Below are 17,899 nucleotides of genomic sequence, written 5' to 3'. Positions count from 1 at the left end.
CTTTTTTTAATAATTACGATATAAGCAGCACACCTATGATTCCAACGACGACCTCACCAAACGATTCTCATACCGATACCGCCTCTAGTTCCTCATCCGCTAATGACTTTATATTAACGCCACCTGCTGTATTTCCATTTAAAGAGCAGCAGCTAACCGCTCGTGCACGTATCACTGAGCAGATGGCATCACGCATTTTGATGTTAGACGGTGCCATGGGTACGCAGATTCAGACCTATAAGCTAGAAGAAGCGGATTATCGTGGTGAGCGTTTTGCTGATATCGACCAAGATGTACGCGGCAACAACGACCTACTGGTACTGACTCAGCCGCACATGATTAAAGACATTCATCACGATCATCTGTTAGCGGGCGCTGATATCATCGAGACCAATACCTTTAATGGTACGCGTCTGTCGATGGCTGACTATGACATGCAGTACCTAGTGCCAGAACTGAATAGGACGGCGGCCAAGATTGCTCGAGAAGCTGCTGATGAATTTACCGCAAAAACGCCTGAAAAACCGCGCTTCGTTGCGGGTGTCGTGGGCCCGACGTCACGTACGTGTTCGCTATCGCCTGATGTCAATGATCCTGCGTTTCGTAATATTACCTTTGATGAGTTGGTACTCAACTACCGTGAAGCGACCTTATGCCTGATAGAAGGCGGCGTCGATATCATCTTGATTGAGACAATTTTTGATACGCTAAATGCCAAAGCGGCGATATTTGCGATCACTGGTGTGTTCGACGATATTGGCTTTGAATTGCCAATTATGATTTCGGGTACGATTACCGACGCGTCAGGTCGCACGCTATCTGGTCAAACGGCCGAGGCATTTTATAACTCTATCCGCCATGCCAAGCCTCTATCTGTTGGCTTTAACTGTGCGCTAGGTGCTGATGCGCTGCGTCCACATATTCAGACATTGTCAAACATCGCTGATACTTACGTCTCTGCGCATCCAAACGCTGGTCTGCCCAATGAGTTTGGTGAGTATGATGAAACCGCTGAAGAAACGGCTGCCCTACTCGAAGGGTTTGCCAAAGCAGGTATCCTAAATATCGTGGGCGGCTGCTGTGGTACGACGCCTGAGCATATCCGTCAAATTGCTAAAGTCGTGGCGAATTATCCACCGCGTGTTATTCCTGAGATAGCGCCTGCCTGCCGACTATCAGGTCTAGAGCCATTTACCATCAATTCTGATAGCTTGTTTGTCAATGTCGGTGAGCGTACCAACGTCACAGGCTCTAAAAAATTCCTACGCTTGATTAAAACCGAAGCCTATACCGAAGCACTCGATGTCGCGCGCGATCAGGTCGAAGGCGGCGCGCAGATCGTCGATATCAATATGGATGAAGGCATGCTCGACTCCAAGCAGGCAATGATTCACTTCGTCAACTTGGTCTCAGGCGAGCCAGACATTAGCCGTGTACCATTGATGATCGACTCATCTAAATGGGACATTATCGAAGAAGGTCTGAAACGTACGCAGGGTAAATCGGTCGTCAACTCTATCTCATTAAAAGAAGGTCATGCTGAGTTCGTTGAACGTGCCAAATTATGCATGCGTTATGGTGCTGCGATTATCGTTATGGCATTCGATGAAGACGGACAGGCTGACACTTACGAGCGCAAGATTGAGATATCTAAGCGCAGCTATGATGTATTAGTCAACGAAGTGGGCTTCCCATCAGAAGATATTATCTTTGACCCAAATATCTTTGCCGTCGCCACAGGTATCACCGAGCATAACAACTACGGTGCTGACTTTATCAATGCCACACGTTGGATTACGGAAAACCTACCGAACGCCATGGTCTCAGGCGGCGTATCCAACGTCTCGTTTAGTTTCCGCGGTAACCCAATCCGTGAAGCGATTAACTCCGTATTCTTATACCACGCGATCAAAAACGGTCTGACCATGGGTATCGTCAACCCAGCCATGCTTGAGCTGTACGATGATATTCCAAAGGAAGCCCGTGACGCTATCGAAGACGTCATGCTCAACCGCAATCAAGGTGAAACTGGTCAAGATGCGACTGAACGTCTAATGACCGTCGCTGAAAATTACCAAGATGGCGGCAAGAAAAAAGACAGTACTATCGATATGAGCTGGCGCGAAGGTACAGTAGAAGAACGTATCGCCCATGCACTGGTCAAAGGCGTGACGACTTTTATCGAAGCGGACACCAAAGAAGCATGGGAGAAATACCCCAAACCGCTAGAAGTCATCGAAGGGCCACTGATGGACGGTATGAATATCGTCGGTGACCTATTTGGTGCAGGTAAAATGTTCCTACCGCAAGTCGTAAAATCTGCTCGCGTGATGAAGCAATCTGTCGCATGGTTAAACCCATATATCGAAGCGGAAAAAGTCGAAGGCGAAGTCAAAGGTAAAATCCTAATGGCAACCGTCAAAGGCGATGTACATGATATCGGCAAAAACATCGTCGGTGTGGTGCTTGGCTGTAATGGCTATGATATCGTCGATCTAGGCGTCATGGTGCCATGTGAAAAAATCCTCGATACTGCCATCGCAGAGAAAGTTGATATCATCGGTCTGTCTGGTCTAATTACTCCAAGTCTCGATGAGATGGTCTATGTCGCCAAGCAAATGCAAGAGCGCGGCATGACACTACCATTAATGATCGGCGGTGCAACGACGTCGAAAGCGCATACTGCTGTCAAGGTCGAGCCACAATATCAAAACGACGGCGTCATCTATGTATCGGACGCTTCGCGCTCAGTCGGCGTGGTGACCAAATTGCTATCAAAAGAGCATCGTCACGCACTCATCGATGAGACACGTGAAGAATATATTAAAGTGCGTGAGCGTCTGGCTAAGCGTCAACCAAAAGCCGCCAAAGTCACCTATGCCGAATCGGTCAAGATTGGCTTTCAGTATGATTGGGAAACCTATGTGCCACCAGTGCCAAATAAGCTAGGACAAGTCATATTGGATGACTATCCAATCGCCAACTTGCTGCCTTATATTGACTGGACACCATTCTTCATCTCTTGGGGTCTGACCGGTAAATACCCAAAAATATTGCAAGATGATGTGGTCGGTGAAGCAGCTCGTGATCTGTTTGAAAATGCCGAAGAGTTACTACAAAAGATGATTGATGAGAAATCGATCGTAGCCAAAGGGGTGTTTAAACTCATGCCTGCTCGCCGCACTGGCGCAGACACCGTGACTGTATATGATAATGACCCACAAAATGGTGGCAGCCCAGCGTATCAGTTTGAGCATTTACGTCAGCAAAGCGACAAGGCAAGTGGTAAGCCAAACTTTAGCTTGGCAGACTTTATCTCGCCATCAGAGACGCATACCGATCACTTAGGCGGCTTTACCGTCTCAATCGTCGGTACAGAAGCGCTTGCTGAGCAATATAAAGCAGCAGGCGATGACTATAATGCCATCATGGTACAGGCACTGTCTGACCGCTTAGCTGAAGCCTTTGCCGAGCATCTACATGAGCTCATCCGTAAAGAGTACTGGGGCTATCAGCCGACCGAGTCACTCACCAATGATGAGATGATTAAAGAAAAATATGTCGGCATCCGCCCTGCACCTGGATACCCTGCTTGCCCTGAGCATACTGAAAAAGGCAAATTGTTCGACTGGCTTGGTACGGTCGATGCAATCGGTACGACGTTGACCGAAAGCTATGCGATGTGGCCTGCATCATCGGTCAGCGGATTCTATTACTCACATCCTGATAGTGAGTATTTCAACGTCGGAAAAATCAGTCGTGATCAGTTAGAGAGTTATGCTGATCGTAAAGGTTGGGATATGAAAACGGCTGAGAAGTGGTTAAATCCAAATTTATAGTCGATTGGCTAATGCAATTATAAAAACCTGATAGTTATTTTTTGGCTTACTCATTTAATATGGGTAAGCCATTTTTTATGGCATTCTATTTTGCCTACCCTCAGCAAACTTATCGCTACGTTCATAGCAAAATACTTTTATCATTTACTGACAAGAACCATGCTAGATTATTGTCTACTTTATTATTTTGAGACAGGCTATGAATCAGATTGCATTACTTTCTAGTTGGATTGGCAAAACTTTTGCAATTTGGGCATTGGTCAGTGCTGTTTTGGGATTTATTTTTCCTGAATTTTTTGCCTCGTTGGCTTTTTTGATCGTTCCTATACTTGGCATCATTATGTTTGGGATGGGCATGACGCTCAAAACGGAAGATTTCCTAGAGATTGTCAAACGCCCCAAGCCTGTACTGGTTGGACTATTAGCACAATTCACGCTCATGCCTTTGATCGCTTACCTATTAACGGTCATTTTCAACCTTGATCCTTTAATAGCAGTCGGCGTTATTTTGGTTGGTTGTTGCCCGGGTGGTACTTCTAGTAATGTGATTACGTTCTTAGCCAAAGGTGATGTTGCATTGAGTGTGGCGATTACCTCTATATCTACCCTGCTTGCGCCTTTTTTGACCCCGATTCTATTAAATGTATTTGCTGGTCAGCTGATCGATATCGACCTAGCCAGTATGATGATGACCATTACGAAAATCGTTATCTTGCCCATATTACTGGGTGTTATCTTTCATAAGTTTTTGGGTAAAAAAATCGAGTTCGTCACCGAGGTATTGCCGATGATATCGGTATTGGGTATCTCAATTATCATCGCGGCAGTGGTCGCCGTGTCTAAAGCAACCATCTTAGATAGTGGTGCGATCGTCTTTATAGTCGTTGCTCTACATAATATGCTGGGTTATACCTTAGGATATGGAATCGCGCGCTTGTCTGGATTTACGGAAAAACAGCGCCGCGCCATTATGGTGGAAGTGGGTATGCAAAACTCTGGTCTGGGCGCTGCCCTTGCGGCAACTTATTTCAATCCTGTCGCAGCCTTACCTAGTGCAATATTTAGTGTATGGCATAACTTTAGTGGTGCGTTGGTTGCTAATATTTTTGCTAAGCGGGATGCTAAGTAGATGGGGATTTATTGCTTGTATCTTAGTATAAGTGGTTTAATATCGGTAAAATAAGCCGTGATCGGTTGAAGAGTTATACTGAGCGTAAAGGCTGGGATATGAAGACTGCTGAGAAATGGTTAAATCCGAATTTGTAATTTACATTGATATATTCATAAGAAAAGACGCTTCGCATTTTGGGAAGCGTCTTTTTAAAAAGGAAAATTAAATATACGAACCATGTCAACCTAATGGCTTTTCTGGTGGAGTAAACAACATATCATCAAGCATACGACCAAGAGTCGTCTGCACAAAGGCATTATGTTTACCGTTTTTACTATGTTCTTTTTCTAAATCGCTATGGTCAATTAAGCTTTCATCTACTCGAAAATTCCACATATATCCTAAATTTCTTTCTGTGATCTTCGTAGGGTTTTCATATAAAGGTCTCAAGACTGTTGTGTAATAACGAGACTCGTTATTTCTAGATTGTTTATTTAAGTACAAATGGCGCGTAGCACATACGACTTCTTCCCCAACTCTCACAGGTATCTCAAACCAAGGCTTTTCATTATTCAGAATTTGTTCTTCATTAATGAAATTACATTCAGCATTCTTATCTATCTTGTTATGAACAGTAACCTCATGAGAAAGATAAGGCATATAATGACCTATAGTATCATTCACCCCTGAGTAAGGCTTACCACTTAGATCTTGTAAGAGGAAACGGGCGTTTGGGAATATTTTTTTGACAGTATCATCATCTTTAGAAGTTAGATTTATCCATAGAGGTCGCTGTAAATTCTCCCCAAGTCCAGGCATGTCACTGTATATTTCATCAAATGCATCTGCACCTATTGCTGGGTTAAGATTAACAAGTAGTGACTGTCTTCCTAAAGGCCAGTCAGCAATAGATTTTGTATTGGCTAGATCATCCATGAATGCTTGAGACAATAACCTACTACCGAAAGAGTGTGCCATAATCAATGAATAGCCTGAGTGAGCACTTTTTTCAACGTAATTAACTAAATCTACTAAGTCGTCTCGTACTTCTCCTTCCTTACCAATAAAATCAGCTGCACGAGCTCTATCAAGTGGTGTTAAAAGTGCTGTAGGAGTAAATTTATACTTAGCACCGCGCCAACCTACATAGACCCCAATCACGTCCATTTCTGGATATTGATAGCTGCGCCTAGCAAGTAGATATGGAAAAGCGGTCGTATCAAAACTTGATTTTTTATTCGAAGTGTCCGCATTATTATGCCAACCATGAACATATACTACTAGATAAACTGGCTTATCTGAAGTGTCTATAGCATGCTTGATAATATCTAACTGTCTATTGCCTTCAAATTTTTTACCCTCTTCATCGTACTCTAAATAAAATGAGTTAAAAGAAGTTCGATTGATTTGATCTGTGTCAGTAATCACAACTTCTTCGCTAGTAAACACTGACCAGCCATTTTTAACAACCATGTTAGTGACTGGATTGATTTTTACGTCCAATTCTGCTTTAGAACAAGCAGTATCATCAGCGCATTTGATTTTATGATAGGCTTGATCAGGGATAGTCGCACAGGAACTTAAAATAAAGCAGCAAAAACAAGCGAATATGTATTTCATAATAAACATCCTTGTATTTATTTTACTGACATAAATTATAAGTTCCTTGTAATGCAGTAAGTTATATCGGATATATAAAAAGAACCTATAACGCAAAATCATATAATATTCAATATATGACATATATTAATATACAAAACTTTTACCAAGAGTTAAAGCTCATATTTCATTAATATGATTGTCTAATTAGTAGTTTATTCGTAAGCTCTTAATGTTAATCACTTTTCCCTTTACTCCTTCTACACCGCTCAGAACAATAAATCACCTGCTCCCAATCTTTCTCCCACTTCTTACGCCACGTAAATGGGTGCTGGCAGACAGGGCAAGTTTTTTGCGGTAAGTTTACTTTCTTATGTGCCATCATCTGCTCCTTTGTTCCTATATAGCTCTGTTTACTTATTAACGACTACTTATCTTCTTTTTGATGATCTAGCCCTTCATATTTTTTAACACGGCGGCATTGGTCTGAGCAATAGACCATGCTCTCCCAGTTTTTATCAAGCTTCTTAGTCCAACTAAACTCACGCTCGCAGACAGGGCAAAGTTTTTTGCGAACGTTCTTCTTTTTATGCGCCATACATTTTCATCCTCAGATTTATCTTATTTTTGAATTAAATATTAGAATTTCGATATACGTTTAATACATTAACGTCCCCATATCGGTGAGCGCACGACTCCACCATTTTGTCCACTAATGGCATAGTTGGTATTGCCTGACAGCGAATGGATAACTAGACTACCACTAGATTGGCCTGCTGCTTGCCCGCCCACACTCAAGCGGCGAGTTGGATAGACGGCATAATTGCCAGAGGGAGATAGACGTGCGGGTTCATCAAGCCCTGTTTCTGCCAAGTTGACCACTTGCCCAGTCGTCAAGGTCATGACAGCCGCTTTACGACCATTTAGATAAGCCATACGCTGACCATCTAAGCTAAGCTGAGGACTGGCCACATACCCATTTGTTGATACAGCTGTCGCATTGCCCGTAGCGAAGTCATAACGATAAATTCGCGGTCTTCCAGCACGGACTTTATCACTGGTATAGACAAAGCTCTTGCCATCAGCAGCATAACTGGGCTGTACCTCTGTACTTGGCAGGGTCGTTAACTGCTGAGTATTGCCATCACTCAGACGCATCTTATAAATATCAGCATTACCACCGACCGTAGAGCTATAAAGCAAATCTTGACCATCGGGTGAGAATGACGCTGACATATTACTGCCTTCAGCATTCACCACTAGGTTGCGCGTATTGCTACTACGATCATAAATATAAATTTTGGGATGCTCACGCGGGGCTTGTTTGCTATAGGCAAGCAGCTGTCCGTTTGCCGACCATGCTGGCGCATAGATATAGCCATTAAGCTGATCGATGAGCTGACGATCGCTACCGTCAGGACGGATACTATAGAGTGACGATACTTTTGCCGTACCTACGCCCTGCTCTTCTATGTAGGCAATGTATCCTCGGCGATCAATAGCTGGCATACGTGCAGTCAGCGGATTGGTCTCGACTGTACTGGTTGGCTTTTTTACTGAGGTATTAGGTAATGTCTGACAGCCAGTGAGGACGGTAACTATAGCTATCGTAGTAATGACTTTTATGGTTTCAAACATAGCGTGGTATCCAATAGATCCTAATGATAAAAGTATTGTGAATAATTAAAAAACTATCGTCACTGTTGCCGACTCAAAGCCATAGCTAGTATCTCACGATATCAAAGGTATTATAGGGTTATTGCTCTAGTGTAGTCTAAACTGAGTCAAACTTTGGATAAAAAAATGCCCCACTTAATAGCGAGGCATTTTGCGTTTCAAGAAGAGTAGCTTTAAATGAGCAATTTTAAATGAGTAACTTCAGACAAGTAACTCTAATTGCTTAAGTTCACGAACCAGTCAAACTTTTTACTCAATCATTAAGCTACTTCGCAACGGCTTTAAAATAAGCGACTTGATCATCGTTTTTAATGGTCAAGATCGGCACATTGTTGGCATTCTTACTAAGGCTATACTTACCTTGTACAGTGGCTAAGGCAGCAGTATCAAAGCTGGCTTGCGGTTCAGGACATGCCATCATAGTACTGATGCCGTTTTTAATCTCGACTTCACCATTTGCGACGCTATATCCAGCACCCATGCTATTACAGGTATTCATAAATGCCACGTAATCTCTACCGTTATCATTCATGAAATTTAACGTTAACGGCTTGGCTGGGTCAAAAAATAATTGCGTTACTTTATCACCATTACTGCGTTTGGCATCAACGAGCTGCCAGTTGTGTGCTTGCAAGACATCTGCAGTGATTGGTTGGTTAACTGGCGCAGGCAAGTTCGTCGTCTGACAACCCGCAGCAAGTGTACCAACTGCCAATGTCACGGCCATCATTACTTTAGTCATATTCTTCATTTCAACTCCTCGCTTTATTACACCCGATACTTTTACTAGACACCCTATCTGCATGAGCCATCAGCTCTAATAGAAAGGCGATAAGCTCTAATAAACATAGTAAAAGCTCAGATTTATTATGATTCATTTATTGTTTTATTTAATGCTCTAAACAATGGCAATATTGTGCATGACTCACAGGGAGGTGTCATCATAAACTGGGTAGTTATTCGGAATGCATTTTGTACTACTTTGCAAATATCTGACTACTTGCTCTTGCCAGTAGTTAAGTGAGCTGCTAACTATATCCATCCGTATCAACGATGGTTATTGATTGTTATTAATGATAGCTAGTGACAGTAATTATTGACGGTCATTAGGGATTATTCACAGCTTGCTGACGTTGCAATGCTGCATAACCATCCAGACGCTTACGCTCAGTGTCATTAAATAGTTGCTGTTCAAGCTGATTTATCTGAATTTGCGCTTGGGCGGCATCGACACCTTGACTTAATAAGCGATTCTTTTGAGTTTCATACTGGGTGAAGCGTTGGTCAAAATTAGCGTCTTCTTGATCTACTTGTGCCAGCCTTTCTGCTGCTGGTGCGCCTACTAGCTCTCGGCGCATATTATATAACTCCTCGGGCGTTGCGCCGCGAGCTTTCATCTGTTCAGTGCGAGTCATCAACTCGCTAATATTGGCTTGTTGCATGATATTGCTTTTAGTAGCATTCTCTGGCAATCGACTAATATAGTCCTGACGGGCAGCTTGTTTCTGTGCGTCAGACATTTGCTTATTTTGGTCAATTCTGACCATCTCTATACTATAACTATCGTAATCATCCTCTGCGCCAAAAAATGCTGTAATGGTTGGCTTGTCAAAGTACTGCTGTCGTAGATTAGCGATGTCTTGTTTTTGTTGGGCAACTGCGTTCAAGTCCAACTCACCATTTTTGGTCGCTTGTAATTGCAGATTACCATAACGCTTTTCTATCTCAGGAAGTGCTTTAAGATAAGCAACATATCGATTAAAAATAGTGACCGCTTGGCTAGCGGCAGGCTCTGGTGTGTGATGACGAATATAACTCTCCACACGGGCAAATATAACCGCTTCTTCTTCCTCACCCAGGGCAGATAAAAAATAATCGAACAAACGCCGCAGACCTTCAGTGACGACTAACTGTTTATTTTCATCGATGATGATTTCACCATCAATTTGGGTACCCTTTAATGAGCGTGGTAAATTTTCTAGTCCTGTGACAGATTGAGACTGGCTGGGTGTCGTTGTAGCTTTCACGACTTGTCCCGCAGCCAACTCAGTTGTCACTGACTCGATATTCTCATTATCAGAGACGGACGATTTGATTGAAGTTGAATTTACATCGTTGCTATCAGGCTTGAACCATAAAATAACCGCCGCTGTGGCAATGATAACCACGGCGATGATAGCAATTGTTGCATAGACTGGACGGCGGTTATTTGACATAAACGATATTTCTCAATCAATGAGCATTCTTGTTTTGTAGTTCAGCTTATAGGTTGGCGTTTTTCAGACGGTTTACCTGGGTGCGATAGATGGATTTTGGCTCAGACTCTCCCCATGCCGTCAAACCCAAGACTTGATCAGCGGAATCCAAATGGTTCATTCTATAATTATCACGAATTACATAGCCAAGACGACTTGAGCAAGCAGATACCAATCCATCATTAGACTCACCTGCAAATGGTACGCCCGTTGCGGCCAATAGATAATCGCTAGGATCAAGTGCGCTCGTTATTTGCCCAACGCCGCTAAACGAATAATACTTGATGCCATTGACTGCCGTACTAGTCGGCTGACCACAGTAGTTTTTTGGCATTGCTGCAGGAAATTTGGCATTGAACTTAGCAGCACCATCGGTCGATAGAGCCACGAGCGCTTGCCAGCCATCTTGTTGTTGAATTTGATTGAAACTGATACCAGAACCAATATCTGTAAAGCCACCAATCAGATTAAACACGCCTGATACTAGCTGGGTGGTGACATTAGATGGCTGTCCAGAAGTATTATTTGGTTCAAGGACATTTTTCACAAAATCAGCGGTTTTTGATCCTTGTTCTGGGCTTGATACTGCGGTTACTGAAGCCACGTACTTTGGCGCGACGCCAGCGACATAACGGATATCTATACCTCCCTGACTGTGTCCAAATAAATTAACTTTAGACTCACCTGAGATCGCGGCAATGGTCTTGACCTGTTGTAGCAGTTGCTCACCTCGAACTTCGCTGTTATTGACCGCTGACGTTTTGGTGGTATATACCTCTGAGCCACCTTTCATCAAGTCTTCTGGAATCCCATTAAAATAGTCAATGACTCCAAATAGCGTTGTGAAGCCGCCAAGCCCGTGTGCTAAGACGACTGGATATTGAGTTTTAGTGTAACTAGAAGTGAAGTATTTACTGTCCACCAACTTGCAACCGTTAGCATTGGCACAATTATAGTATTGTCCTGCAGCTTGAGCAGAAGTGGTTTGCATGGTCATTAGAAGCACACTAGCACTGATTGAACCCAGTATCGGTAACAATGTCCTCGGTGTGAGAGCTGCACGAATGTACAAAGAAAGCGTCATAACAACATCCTTGTTATCATTGATTTGGTTATTTTTACTGCACAACTACAGTAAAAATTGCTGCTAATTCCGTTAGCAGGCAAAATTACATTACTTATATATCCTGCAACATTCAACTAATTTGTCAAAATATGAATATATCAGTCTGACTAATGAGTCATATAAGCCCTCACCATGCTGTAAAGCAATTATTATCAATGATAATGATAGGTACACTATCACTTAACGTAAAAGTGTCACTAGTATGTTTATGGTATAATCTATCCACAATGAACCCATAATTATAAGATATACGATGATGACTAAAAAATCCCTTATCCAGTCTCCAGAAGCCATAGAAAAAATGCGTGTGGCCGGTAAACTCGCTAGTGATGTGCTTGTCATGCTCGACGAGCATGTCAAAGTGGGCGTCAGTACCGAAGCGCTCAATCAGATCGCCCATGACTATATTGTTAATGTGCAGCAGGCTATCCCTGCCCCACTTAACTATAATGGTTTTCCAAAATCTATCTGTACCTCAGTCAACCATGTTGTCTGTCATGGTATCCCAACTGAAAGCAAGCTGCTAAAAGATGGTGATATTATCAACATCGATGTGACTGTTATCAAAGACGGTTACTATGGCGATACCTCAAAAATGTGGATCGTCGGCAACGGCTCTATCATGGCACAGCGTATTTGCAAAGTGGCACAAGACGCCCTTTATGCGGGTATGAGCGTGGTCAAAAACGGTGCACGCCTAGGTGATGTCGGTGCTGCTATTCAGGCCGTTGTCGAGCCTGAGCGCTTCAGTATCGTTCGCGAGTTCTGTGGTCATGGTATCAGTGACGAATTCCACCATGAGCCACAAGTCATGCACTATGGCAAAAAGGGCACTGGTTTTGAGCTAAAAACAGGTATGACGTTTACCATCGAACCTATGATTAACCAAGGCACGTGGCAAACTAAGATTTTGCCTGATGAGTGGACGGCGATTACTAAAGACCGCAAATTGTCTGCTCAATGGGAGCACACCATGGTCGTAACAGATAATGGTTGTGAGGTATTTACTACTCGCCCTGAAGAAGATTTAAGTTTTTTGACGCAGTAGTACAATCAAAGATCGCTTAGGCGGTCTTTTTTTTGGTCTTTAATTAGGGCATATTGAGTATTGTGCTTATAGGCGCTTTGTCTTTATACTCAGATGACCTGATAACTTCTATTGATATATTTATCAGCACCTTTATTGATAATTGCTATTGGTGACTTTTATTAGCCATCGGCATATTAGATGCCTAATAGCGCTCAGCTCGAACGTTCTATTTCTAAACTCTTAACTGGATAACACTCATGTTTAATTGTGATATCGCCTCTGTTGATTTGACGCCTTTACCGATACTACCAAGTGAGGTGGCGACAGACTCATCCCCACTGTCAGCCAAAAATGTGACAGACAAGAATCTACTTGGCATTCCTGAATGGTTGGCCCAGATCAACGACGATATCAGCCGCTCACTAGAACGTGGTACCAATATTCGTCAGTTGGTTGCAGCGCGTGCTTGCGCTATCGATAGCCTATTGATAGCGTTGTTTAAATGGTTTGAGTTAGATAAAACTGATTTGGCGTTTTTTGCGACTGGTGGCTACGGGCGCGGTGAGCTATCGCTTTATTCAGACATCGATATTTTGCTCCTGTCTCCTGGTGAAATAGGTGCTGATGCCAGTAGTAAAATCGACAAACTGGTCGCTCTACTATGGGACATAGGACTAGAGCCTGCTCTCTCCGTACGTAGTGTTAATGATGCGCTAGAGGCCGCGCTTGATCATACGATTGCTAGTGCTCAGCTAGAGGCTCGACTCCTAATCGGTAACGAAGCATTGCAAGACATGCCCGCTCAAATCGTTAATAAACAGTGGTCTCCGCGCGCATTTTTTGATGTGAAAATGGAAGAATCCAAAGCGCGTTACTTGCAGCACAATGCCACCGAATACAACCTTGAACCCAATATCAAAACAGCACCAGGCGGGCTACGTGATATCCATATTATCGGCTGGGTCACCAAGCGTTATTTTCGCGTGAGCAAGCTATATGATTTAGTGCAACAGAATTTTTTGACCGAAAAAGAGTTTGATGAGTTGAGCTTTGCCGAAGGGTACTTATGGCAAATTCGTCATTACTTACATGTACTGACTGGCCGTAACGAAAACAAGCTGTTATTCGACTATCAGCGTGAGATTGCTCAGCTAATGGGCTACGAGACCCAGCCTGATGACCAGCCTAATGCTGCGGTCGAACGGTTTATGCGCGACTACTATCGCTGTGCGATGCAGATATCAACGCTGTCTGAGATGCTGACCAATCATTATTACGAAACGATCATAGAGCCGCAGCTGCCTGACGATGAACGGCCAAAAAAACAGCCTATAAATGCGCGATTCAACCGTATTGGTAACCAGATTGCCATCGCACATCATCGAGTTTTTGCACAGCACCCAGATTCTATCTTAGAGATGTTTTTATTGATGGGTCAGCATGGCATCGATAAAGTTCGCACCCATACTTTGCGCGCACTCAAAATTGCCGCACGCGGCATCGATCAGATATATAGAGACAACCCTACTCACAAAGCGTTGTTTTTATCGAATCTAAAAGAACAAAACTACCTATTTCATCGTCTACGTACCATGAATCGCTATGGAGTATTGGGTAACTATATTCCTGCTTTTGCGCAAGTCACTGGCCTTATGCAGTATGACTTGTTCCATCGTTATACAGTAGATGCGCATACCTTGTTTTTGATTAGAATTTTACACCGATTTACAGATCCGACATTTCACGAAGAGTTTCCACTGGTCAGCTCTATCTTTCAGCGTATCGAGCGTAAAGAGATTTTGGTGCTGGCAGCCATGTTCCATGATATTGCTAAGGGCCGTGGCGGCGATCATAGTGAGCTTGGTCAAACCGAATCAATTGAGTTTTGTTTATCGCATGGTATGAGCTTGGCGGATGCGAACTTAGTAGGCTGGCTCACGCGCTATCACCTTCTTATGTCGATTACTGCACAGAAAAAAGATATCTCAGACCCTGAGGTGGTGACTATTTTCTCTGATCTCATCGGTAACGTGACTCATCTAAACCATCTGTATGTACTGACGGTGGCTGATATGAATGCGACCAACCCACAGCTATGGAACAGCTGGCGGGCGACCCTCATGAAACAGCTATACTCACAAACTCGGCGCATCTTGCGCGCTGATATCGATGCGCCCACCAATCGTCAAGATATGATTAGCGCCACACGCAAGCAAGCGTTGACGATGCTAGATAATGTCAATAACCAACATATGAACCGCGATGAAGTATTGCGTCTATGGGATGACTTGGGCGATGAGTATTTCTTGCGAGAGATTGCAGAAGATATCTTATGGCATACTGAAGCTATTTTGAATCATCCACCGATTGGATTGGCTTCTAATGCTGACAGTCCGCCGTTGGTCGTTTTGCGTGAACATCGCGAATTGGCACTTGATGCGGTACAGGTATTTGTTTACACCCAAGATCAGATGAACCTGTTTGCCGTCACCATGGCGGTATTTGATCAGATGAATCTAGATGTTTTAGATGCACGTATTATCACAGCGACCCGTGACTTTGCTTTGGATTCTTATGTATTGCTAGATCCTAGTGGCACATTGCTGGTCGATGAGGAGAGCCAACAAGAGCTAAAACAACGCTTAATCGACTCGTTCAAAGATCCTACCGTACTTAAACTGACGAATAAGCGTATGCCGCGTCAGCTAAGACACTTTGAAGTGAAAACGGTGATTAACTTTGAGTTTAATGAAGCATCAGATCAGCACATCATGAGCTTAGAAACGCTTGATCAGCCAGGGCTACTGGCGCGAGTTGGGCAAGTGTTTTTGCAAGAGCAAATCGAAGTACATGCTGCGCGTATTACTACTCTAGGTGAGCGTGCTGAGGATATGTTTTATATCAGTGATCAAAACGATAAGCCACTCTCACCTGATAGACTGGAAGCATTAAAGGCAGCTCTGTTAGCCAGTCTTACCGTTCAGAAAGAGCATAATAGCGTAATATATTTTTGATACGGCTAGATAGTTTTGGTTAGCCATTATTTTGAATATTAACTAGCAAAAGTAGTCTGATAGTCATCATAGAAGTACGTTTTATAACGTACTTCTATAGGTTATCTCGCTGGCATGTTCGTTCAATTCATCGTCAGCAAGCTCTGGCGGCAAAACACCTACTTCAGGTGGCTGCTGCTCCATGATTAATCGTCCAGCATCGACTTCTTTTTGTAGCAAACACTGCAAGCTTGCTAGGTGAAACTGTCCATCTAGATAATCATCTAAGGCTTCTAAAGAAATAGGCGATTTGGCATGTACATCAGGATACAGGCTATCCTCTGCCAAAATAATCATCTCGTTGAGCGCCTCTTCGCGCATCAGCTCGTCGTTGTCTATTTTGCGCTGAAGTTTGTTTTCCAACTGGCCTTTAGCAGCAAGGGCGCTGACAAAAAATATGGTCTGTATTACAAACAAAGAAACGTATTGCCATAGCGGTAATGAAATACCAAATATATTATTGAGCAGCATCAAGGCCATTGCCACTACCACGTAGCCGACCAATTGCCACAATAGCCACATAATGAGGCTGTTTTCACCATACCAAAACATTTTCTTTTCTTGACGCTCGATCAGTTGCTGGCGCGCTTGCCACCAGCTCTGTTCACGCTCTTTGAGCAGTTTATACAGGTTAGAGCGCTGTAAATTGTTATCAAGTTTTTCATTATTGATATCTTTAGCGATGAGATCATCATTATTTAGCACACTAGACATATCAAACTATCCTTAAAACGATCTACCACTTTTGTGAATAGTCATTTTTTATATTGTTATAGGTTATAAATATGAAAGGTTCAAAAGACTTTTTGGCGACTACCTATTTGGTAGTCATACAATGAATAGCTTACGCTTGGTAAATGCCTATTCACGATATAAGAAGAAAAGGACAAAAAATTAGAGAAGTGCTACACTGCTCTAATGTAAATTTTCTTTATAACTTTATTATTAATTGTCTATTATAGTTATCACACTTATGAATCACAACTTAAAGCATCTATATCCTTATCCATTCGCAAAGATGGCAACCTTGCTTGCCGATAGCAAGCCTGCCAACGGTTACAGTGAAATAAAGCTCGGTATTGGTGAGCCAAAACATGAGCCCCCTGCATTTGTGCTGGACGTCCTACGCGAAAACTTGGACAAAATAAGTCGTTATCCAACCACAAACGGTATGTTTGAGCTACGTCAAACTATCGCCCACTGGTTAGAGAAGCGGTTTTTTCTTAATCACGTCGATGCTAATACTCAAGTATTACCAGTAATGGGCACACGAGAAGCGATTTTTAGCTTTGTACAAGCGGTCGTTGATCATGATGTAGCTGACACAGAGAGCAATGCTCCAGCGTCTAATGCATCGCCTACGGTTGTCATGCCCAACCCGTTTTATCAGATATATGAAGGTGCAGCGATACTGGCACAGGCAACGCCTTACTTTGTCCCTTGTACATCAGATAATGACTACAAAGGTGACTTTCGCGCGGTACCAAAAGACGTCTGGACGCGTACGCAGCTATTGTTTGTCTGTAGTCCAAACAATCCAACAGGCGCCGTCATGACAATGGATGATTGGGAATACCTCATTCGCCTATCAGATCAGTACGGTTTTATTATTGCCAGTGACGAGTGTTATAGCGAGCTGTATTTTGATACAGCACCGATTGGATTGCTTCAAGCTTGTGCTGCCCTTGGTCGCCGTGATTTTAAAAACTGTATCGTGTTCCACTCTCTATCCAAACGTTCCAACCTGCCTGGTTTACGCTCTGGATTTGTGGCTGGTGATGCCAAAATTCTGCAGGCTTATTTGCAATATCGTACTTATCAAGGTTGTGCGATGCCGATACCTCATCAGCTGGCCTCTATCGCTGCGTGGCAAGACGAAAAACACGTCGCTCATAATCGAGCGCTATATCAAGAGAAGTTTGCCCTATGGATGTCTGAGCTTGGGGAATTGCTAGAGTTACGTATGCCTGATGCTGGGTTCTACTTCTGGGTCAAAGTACCTGAGCAGTTCGATGGTGATGATGAAATCTTTGTCAAAGCGTTGTATGAGCAAGCCAATATTCATGCATTGGCAGGACGCTATTTGTCACGTGAAGTTGATGGTCATAATCCTGGACAAGGTTATGTGCGTATCGCTCTGGTCGCGAGTGTCGATGAGAGCCGAGAATCAATCAGTCGTATCCGCAAATTATTAGGTGCTTAAAGCTAA

At 43.2% G+C, this 17,899-nt stretch carries 13 protein-coding genes; 5 read left to right on the top strand and 8 right to left on the bottom strand.

From position 1 onward, the window contains the following. The first annotated feature begins 182 nt into the window (after positions 1-182). The gene (gene metH, locus IEE84_RS02425; protein ID WP_416383479.1) at positions 183-3,839 is read left to right on the top strand and encodes a methionine synthase; all 3,657 of its coding nucleotides are present in this window, start codon (positions 183-185) and stop codon (positions 3,837-3,839) included. A 199-nt stretch (positions 3,840-4,038) separates the two neighbouring features. After that, positions 4,039-4,968 (top strand): bile acid:sodium symporter family protein, encoded by a 930-nt coding sequence (locus IEE84_RS02420; protein WP_191114765.1) that lies wholly within the window; start codon positions 4,039-4,041, stop codon positions 4,966-4,968. Between the two features lie 222 nt (positions 4,969-5,190). On the opposite strand, the gene IEE84_RS02415 is transcribed toward IEE84_RS02420, so the two are convergent. From IEE84_RS02415 to IEE84_RS02385, 7 genes are all read right to left on the bottom strand, one after another. Beyond that, positions 5,191-6,570 carry a hypothetical protein gene (locus IEE84_RS02415; RefSeq protein WP_191114764.1) on the bottom strand — a complete coding sequence of 460 codons (1,380 nt, stop codon included), beginning with the start codon at positions 6,568-6,570 and terminating at the stop codon, positions 5,191-5,193. Between the two features lie 214 nt (positions 6,571-6,784). Continuing rightward, entirely contained in the window at positions 6,785-6,931 is a 147-nt protein-coding gene (locus IEE84_RS02410) for a DUF2256 domain-containing protein (RefSeq protein WP_191115352.1), read from the bottom strand. Between the two features lie 45 nt (positions 6,932-6,976). Next, positions 6,977-7,147 (bottom strand): DUF2256 domain-containing protein, encoded by a 171-nt coding sequence (locus tag IEE84_RS02405; RefSeq protein ID WP_010196547.1) that lies wholly within the window; start codon positions 7,145-7,147, stop codon positions 6,977-6,979. 68 nt (positions 7,148-7,215) lie between these two features. Continuing rightward, positions 7,216-8,187 carry a PD40 domain-containing protein gene (locus tag IEE84_RS02400; protein ID WP_191114763.1) on the bottom strand — a complete coding sequence of 324 codons (972 nt, stop codon included), beginning with the start codon at positions 8,185-8,187 and terminating at the stop codon, positions 7,216-7,218. A gap of 304 nt (positions 8,188-8,491) precedes the next feature. Further along, positions 8,492-8,977 carry an META domain-containing protein gene (locus IEE84_RS02395; protein WP_191114762.1) on the bottom strand — a complete coding sequence of 162 codons (486 nt, stop codon included), beginning with the start codon at positions 8,975-8,977 and terminating at the stop codon, positions 8,492-8,494. A 355-nt stretch (positions 8,978-9,332) separates the two neighbouring features. Continuing rightward, positions 9,333-10,442, bottom strand: a complete 1,110-nt coding sequence (locus IEE84_RS02390) for a lipase secretion chaperone (RefSeq protein WP_191114761.1) — start codon at positions 10,440-10,442, stop codon at positions 9,333-9,335. A gap of 46 nt (positions 10,443-10,488) precedes the next feature. Beyond that, positions 10,489-11,565, bottom strand: a complete 1,077-nt coding sequence (locus IEE84_RS02385) for an esterase/lipase family protein (protein WP_191114760.1) — start codon at positions 11,563-11,565, stop codon at positions 10,489-10,491. A gap of 298 nt (positions 11,566-11,863) precedes the next feature. Between IEE84_RS02385 and map the strand changes: the two genes are divergently transcribed. Together map and glnD are read left to right on the top strand one after the other, a co-directional pair. Further along, positions 11,864-12,655, top strand: a complete 792-nt coding sequence (gene map / locus IEE84_RS02380; protein WP_371548431.1) for a type I methionyl aminopeptidase — start codon at positions 11,864-11,866, stop codon at positions 12,653-12,655. 239 nt (positions 12,656-12,894) lie between these two features. Further along, complete coding sequence (gene glnD / locus IEE84_RS02375; protein ID WP_191114759.1) at positions 12,895-15,651, top strand: [protein-PII] uridylyltransferase; 2,757 nt, start codon at positions 12,895-12,897, stop codon at positions 15,649-15,651. A gap of 81 nt (positions 15,652-15,732) precedes the next feature. On the opposite strand, the gene IEE84_RS02370 is transcribed toward glnD, so the two are convergent. Further along, the gene (locus IEE84_RS02370; protein WP_191114758.1) at positions 15,733-16,404 is read right to left on the bottom strand and encodes a hypothetical protein; all 672 of its coding nucleotides are present in this window, start codon (positions 16,402-16,404) and stop codon (positions 15,733-15,735) included. 259 nt (positions 16,405-16,663) lie between these two features. Here IEE84_RS02370 and dapC point away from each other — a divergent pair, with 259 nt between their 5' ends. Continuing rightward, positions 16,664-17,893, top strand: a complete 1,230-nt coding sequence (gene dapC, locus IEE84_RS02365; protein ID WP_191114757.1) for a succinyldiaminopimelate transaminase — start codon at positions 16,664-16,666, stop codon at positions 17,891-17,893. Positions 17,894-17,899 lie beyond the last annotated feature (6 nt).

Origin of the sequence: Psychrobacter sp. 28M-43, from assembly GCF_014770435.1 — a bacterium.
Taxonomy (GTDB): domain Bacteria; phylum Pseudomonadota; class Gammaproteobacteria; order Pseudomonadales; family Moraxellaceae; genus Psychrobacter.
This window is presented reverse-complemented; position numbering and strand designations above follow the sequence as displayed.

Excerpts from the sequence above, each read along its gene's own strand:
- metH (WP_416383479.1), top strand. The coding sequence starts at position 183 with ATGGCATCACGCATTTTGATGTTAGACGGTGCCATGGGTACGCAGATT.
- IEE84_RS02420 (WP_191114765.1), top strand. The coding sequence starts at position 4,039 with ATGAATCAGATTGCATTACTTTCTAGTTGGATTGGCAAAACTTTTGCA.
- IEE84_RS02415 (WP_191114764.1), bottom strand. The coding sequence starts at position 6,570 with ATGAAATACATATTCGCTTGTTTTTGCTGCTTTATTTTAAGTTCCTGT.
- IEE84_RS02410 (WP_191115352.1), bottom strand. The coding sequence starts at position 6,931 with ATGGCACATAAGAAAGTAAACTTACCGCAAAAAACTTGCCCTGTCTGC.
- IEE84_RS02405 (WP_010196547.1), bottom strand. The coding sequence starts at position 7,147 with ATGGCGCATAAAAAGAAGAACGTTCGCAAAAAACTTTGCCCTGTCTGC.
- IEE84_RS02400 (WP_191114763.1), bottom strand. The coding sequence starts at position 8,187 with ATGTTTGAAACCATAAAAGTCATTACTACGATAGCTATAGTTACCGTC.
- IEE84_RS02395 (WP_191114762.1), bottom strand. The coding sequence starts at position 8,977 with ATGAAGAATATGACTAAAGTAATGATGGCCGTGACATTGGCAGTTGGT.
- IEE84_RS02390 (WP_191114761.1), bottom strand. The coding sequence starts at position 10,442 with ATGTCAAATAACCGCCGTCCAGTCTATGCAACAATTGCTATCATCGCC.
- IEE84_RS02385 (WP_191114760.1), bottom strand. The coding sequence starts at position 11,565 with ATGACGCTTTCTTTGTACATTCGTGCAGCTCTCACACCGAGGACATTG.
- map (WP_371548431.1), top strand. The coding sequence starts at position 11,864 with ATGACTAAAAAATCCCTTATCCAGTCTCCAGAAGCCATAGAAAAAATG.
- glnD (WP_191114759.1), top strand. The coding sequence starts at position 12,895 with ATGTTTAATTGTGATATCGCCTCTGTTGATTTGACGCCTTTACCGATA.
- IEE84_RS02370 (WP_191114758.1), bottom strand. The coding sequence starts at position 16,404 with ATGTCTAGTGTGCTAAATAATGATGATCTCATCGCTAAAGATATCAAT.
- dapC (WP_191114757.1), top strand. The coding sequence starts at position 16,664 with ATGAATCACAACTTAAAGCATCTATATCCTTATCCATTCGCAAAGATG.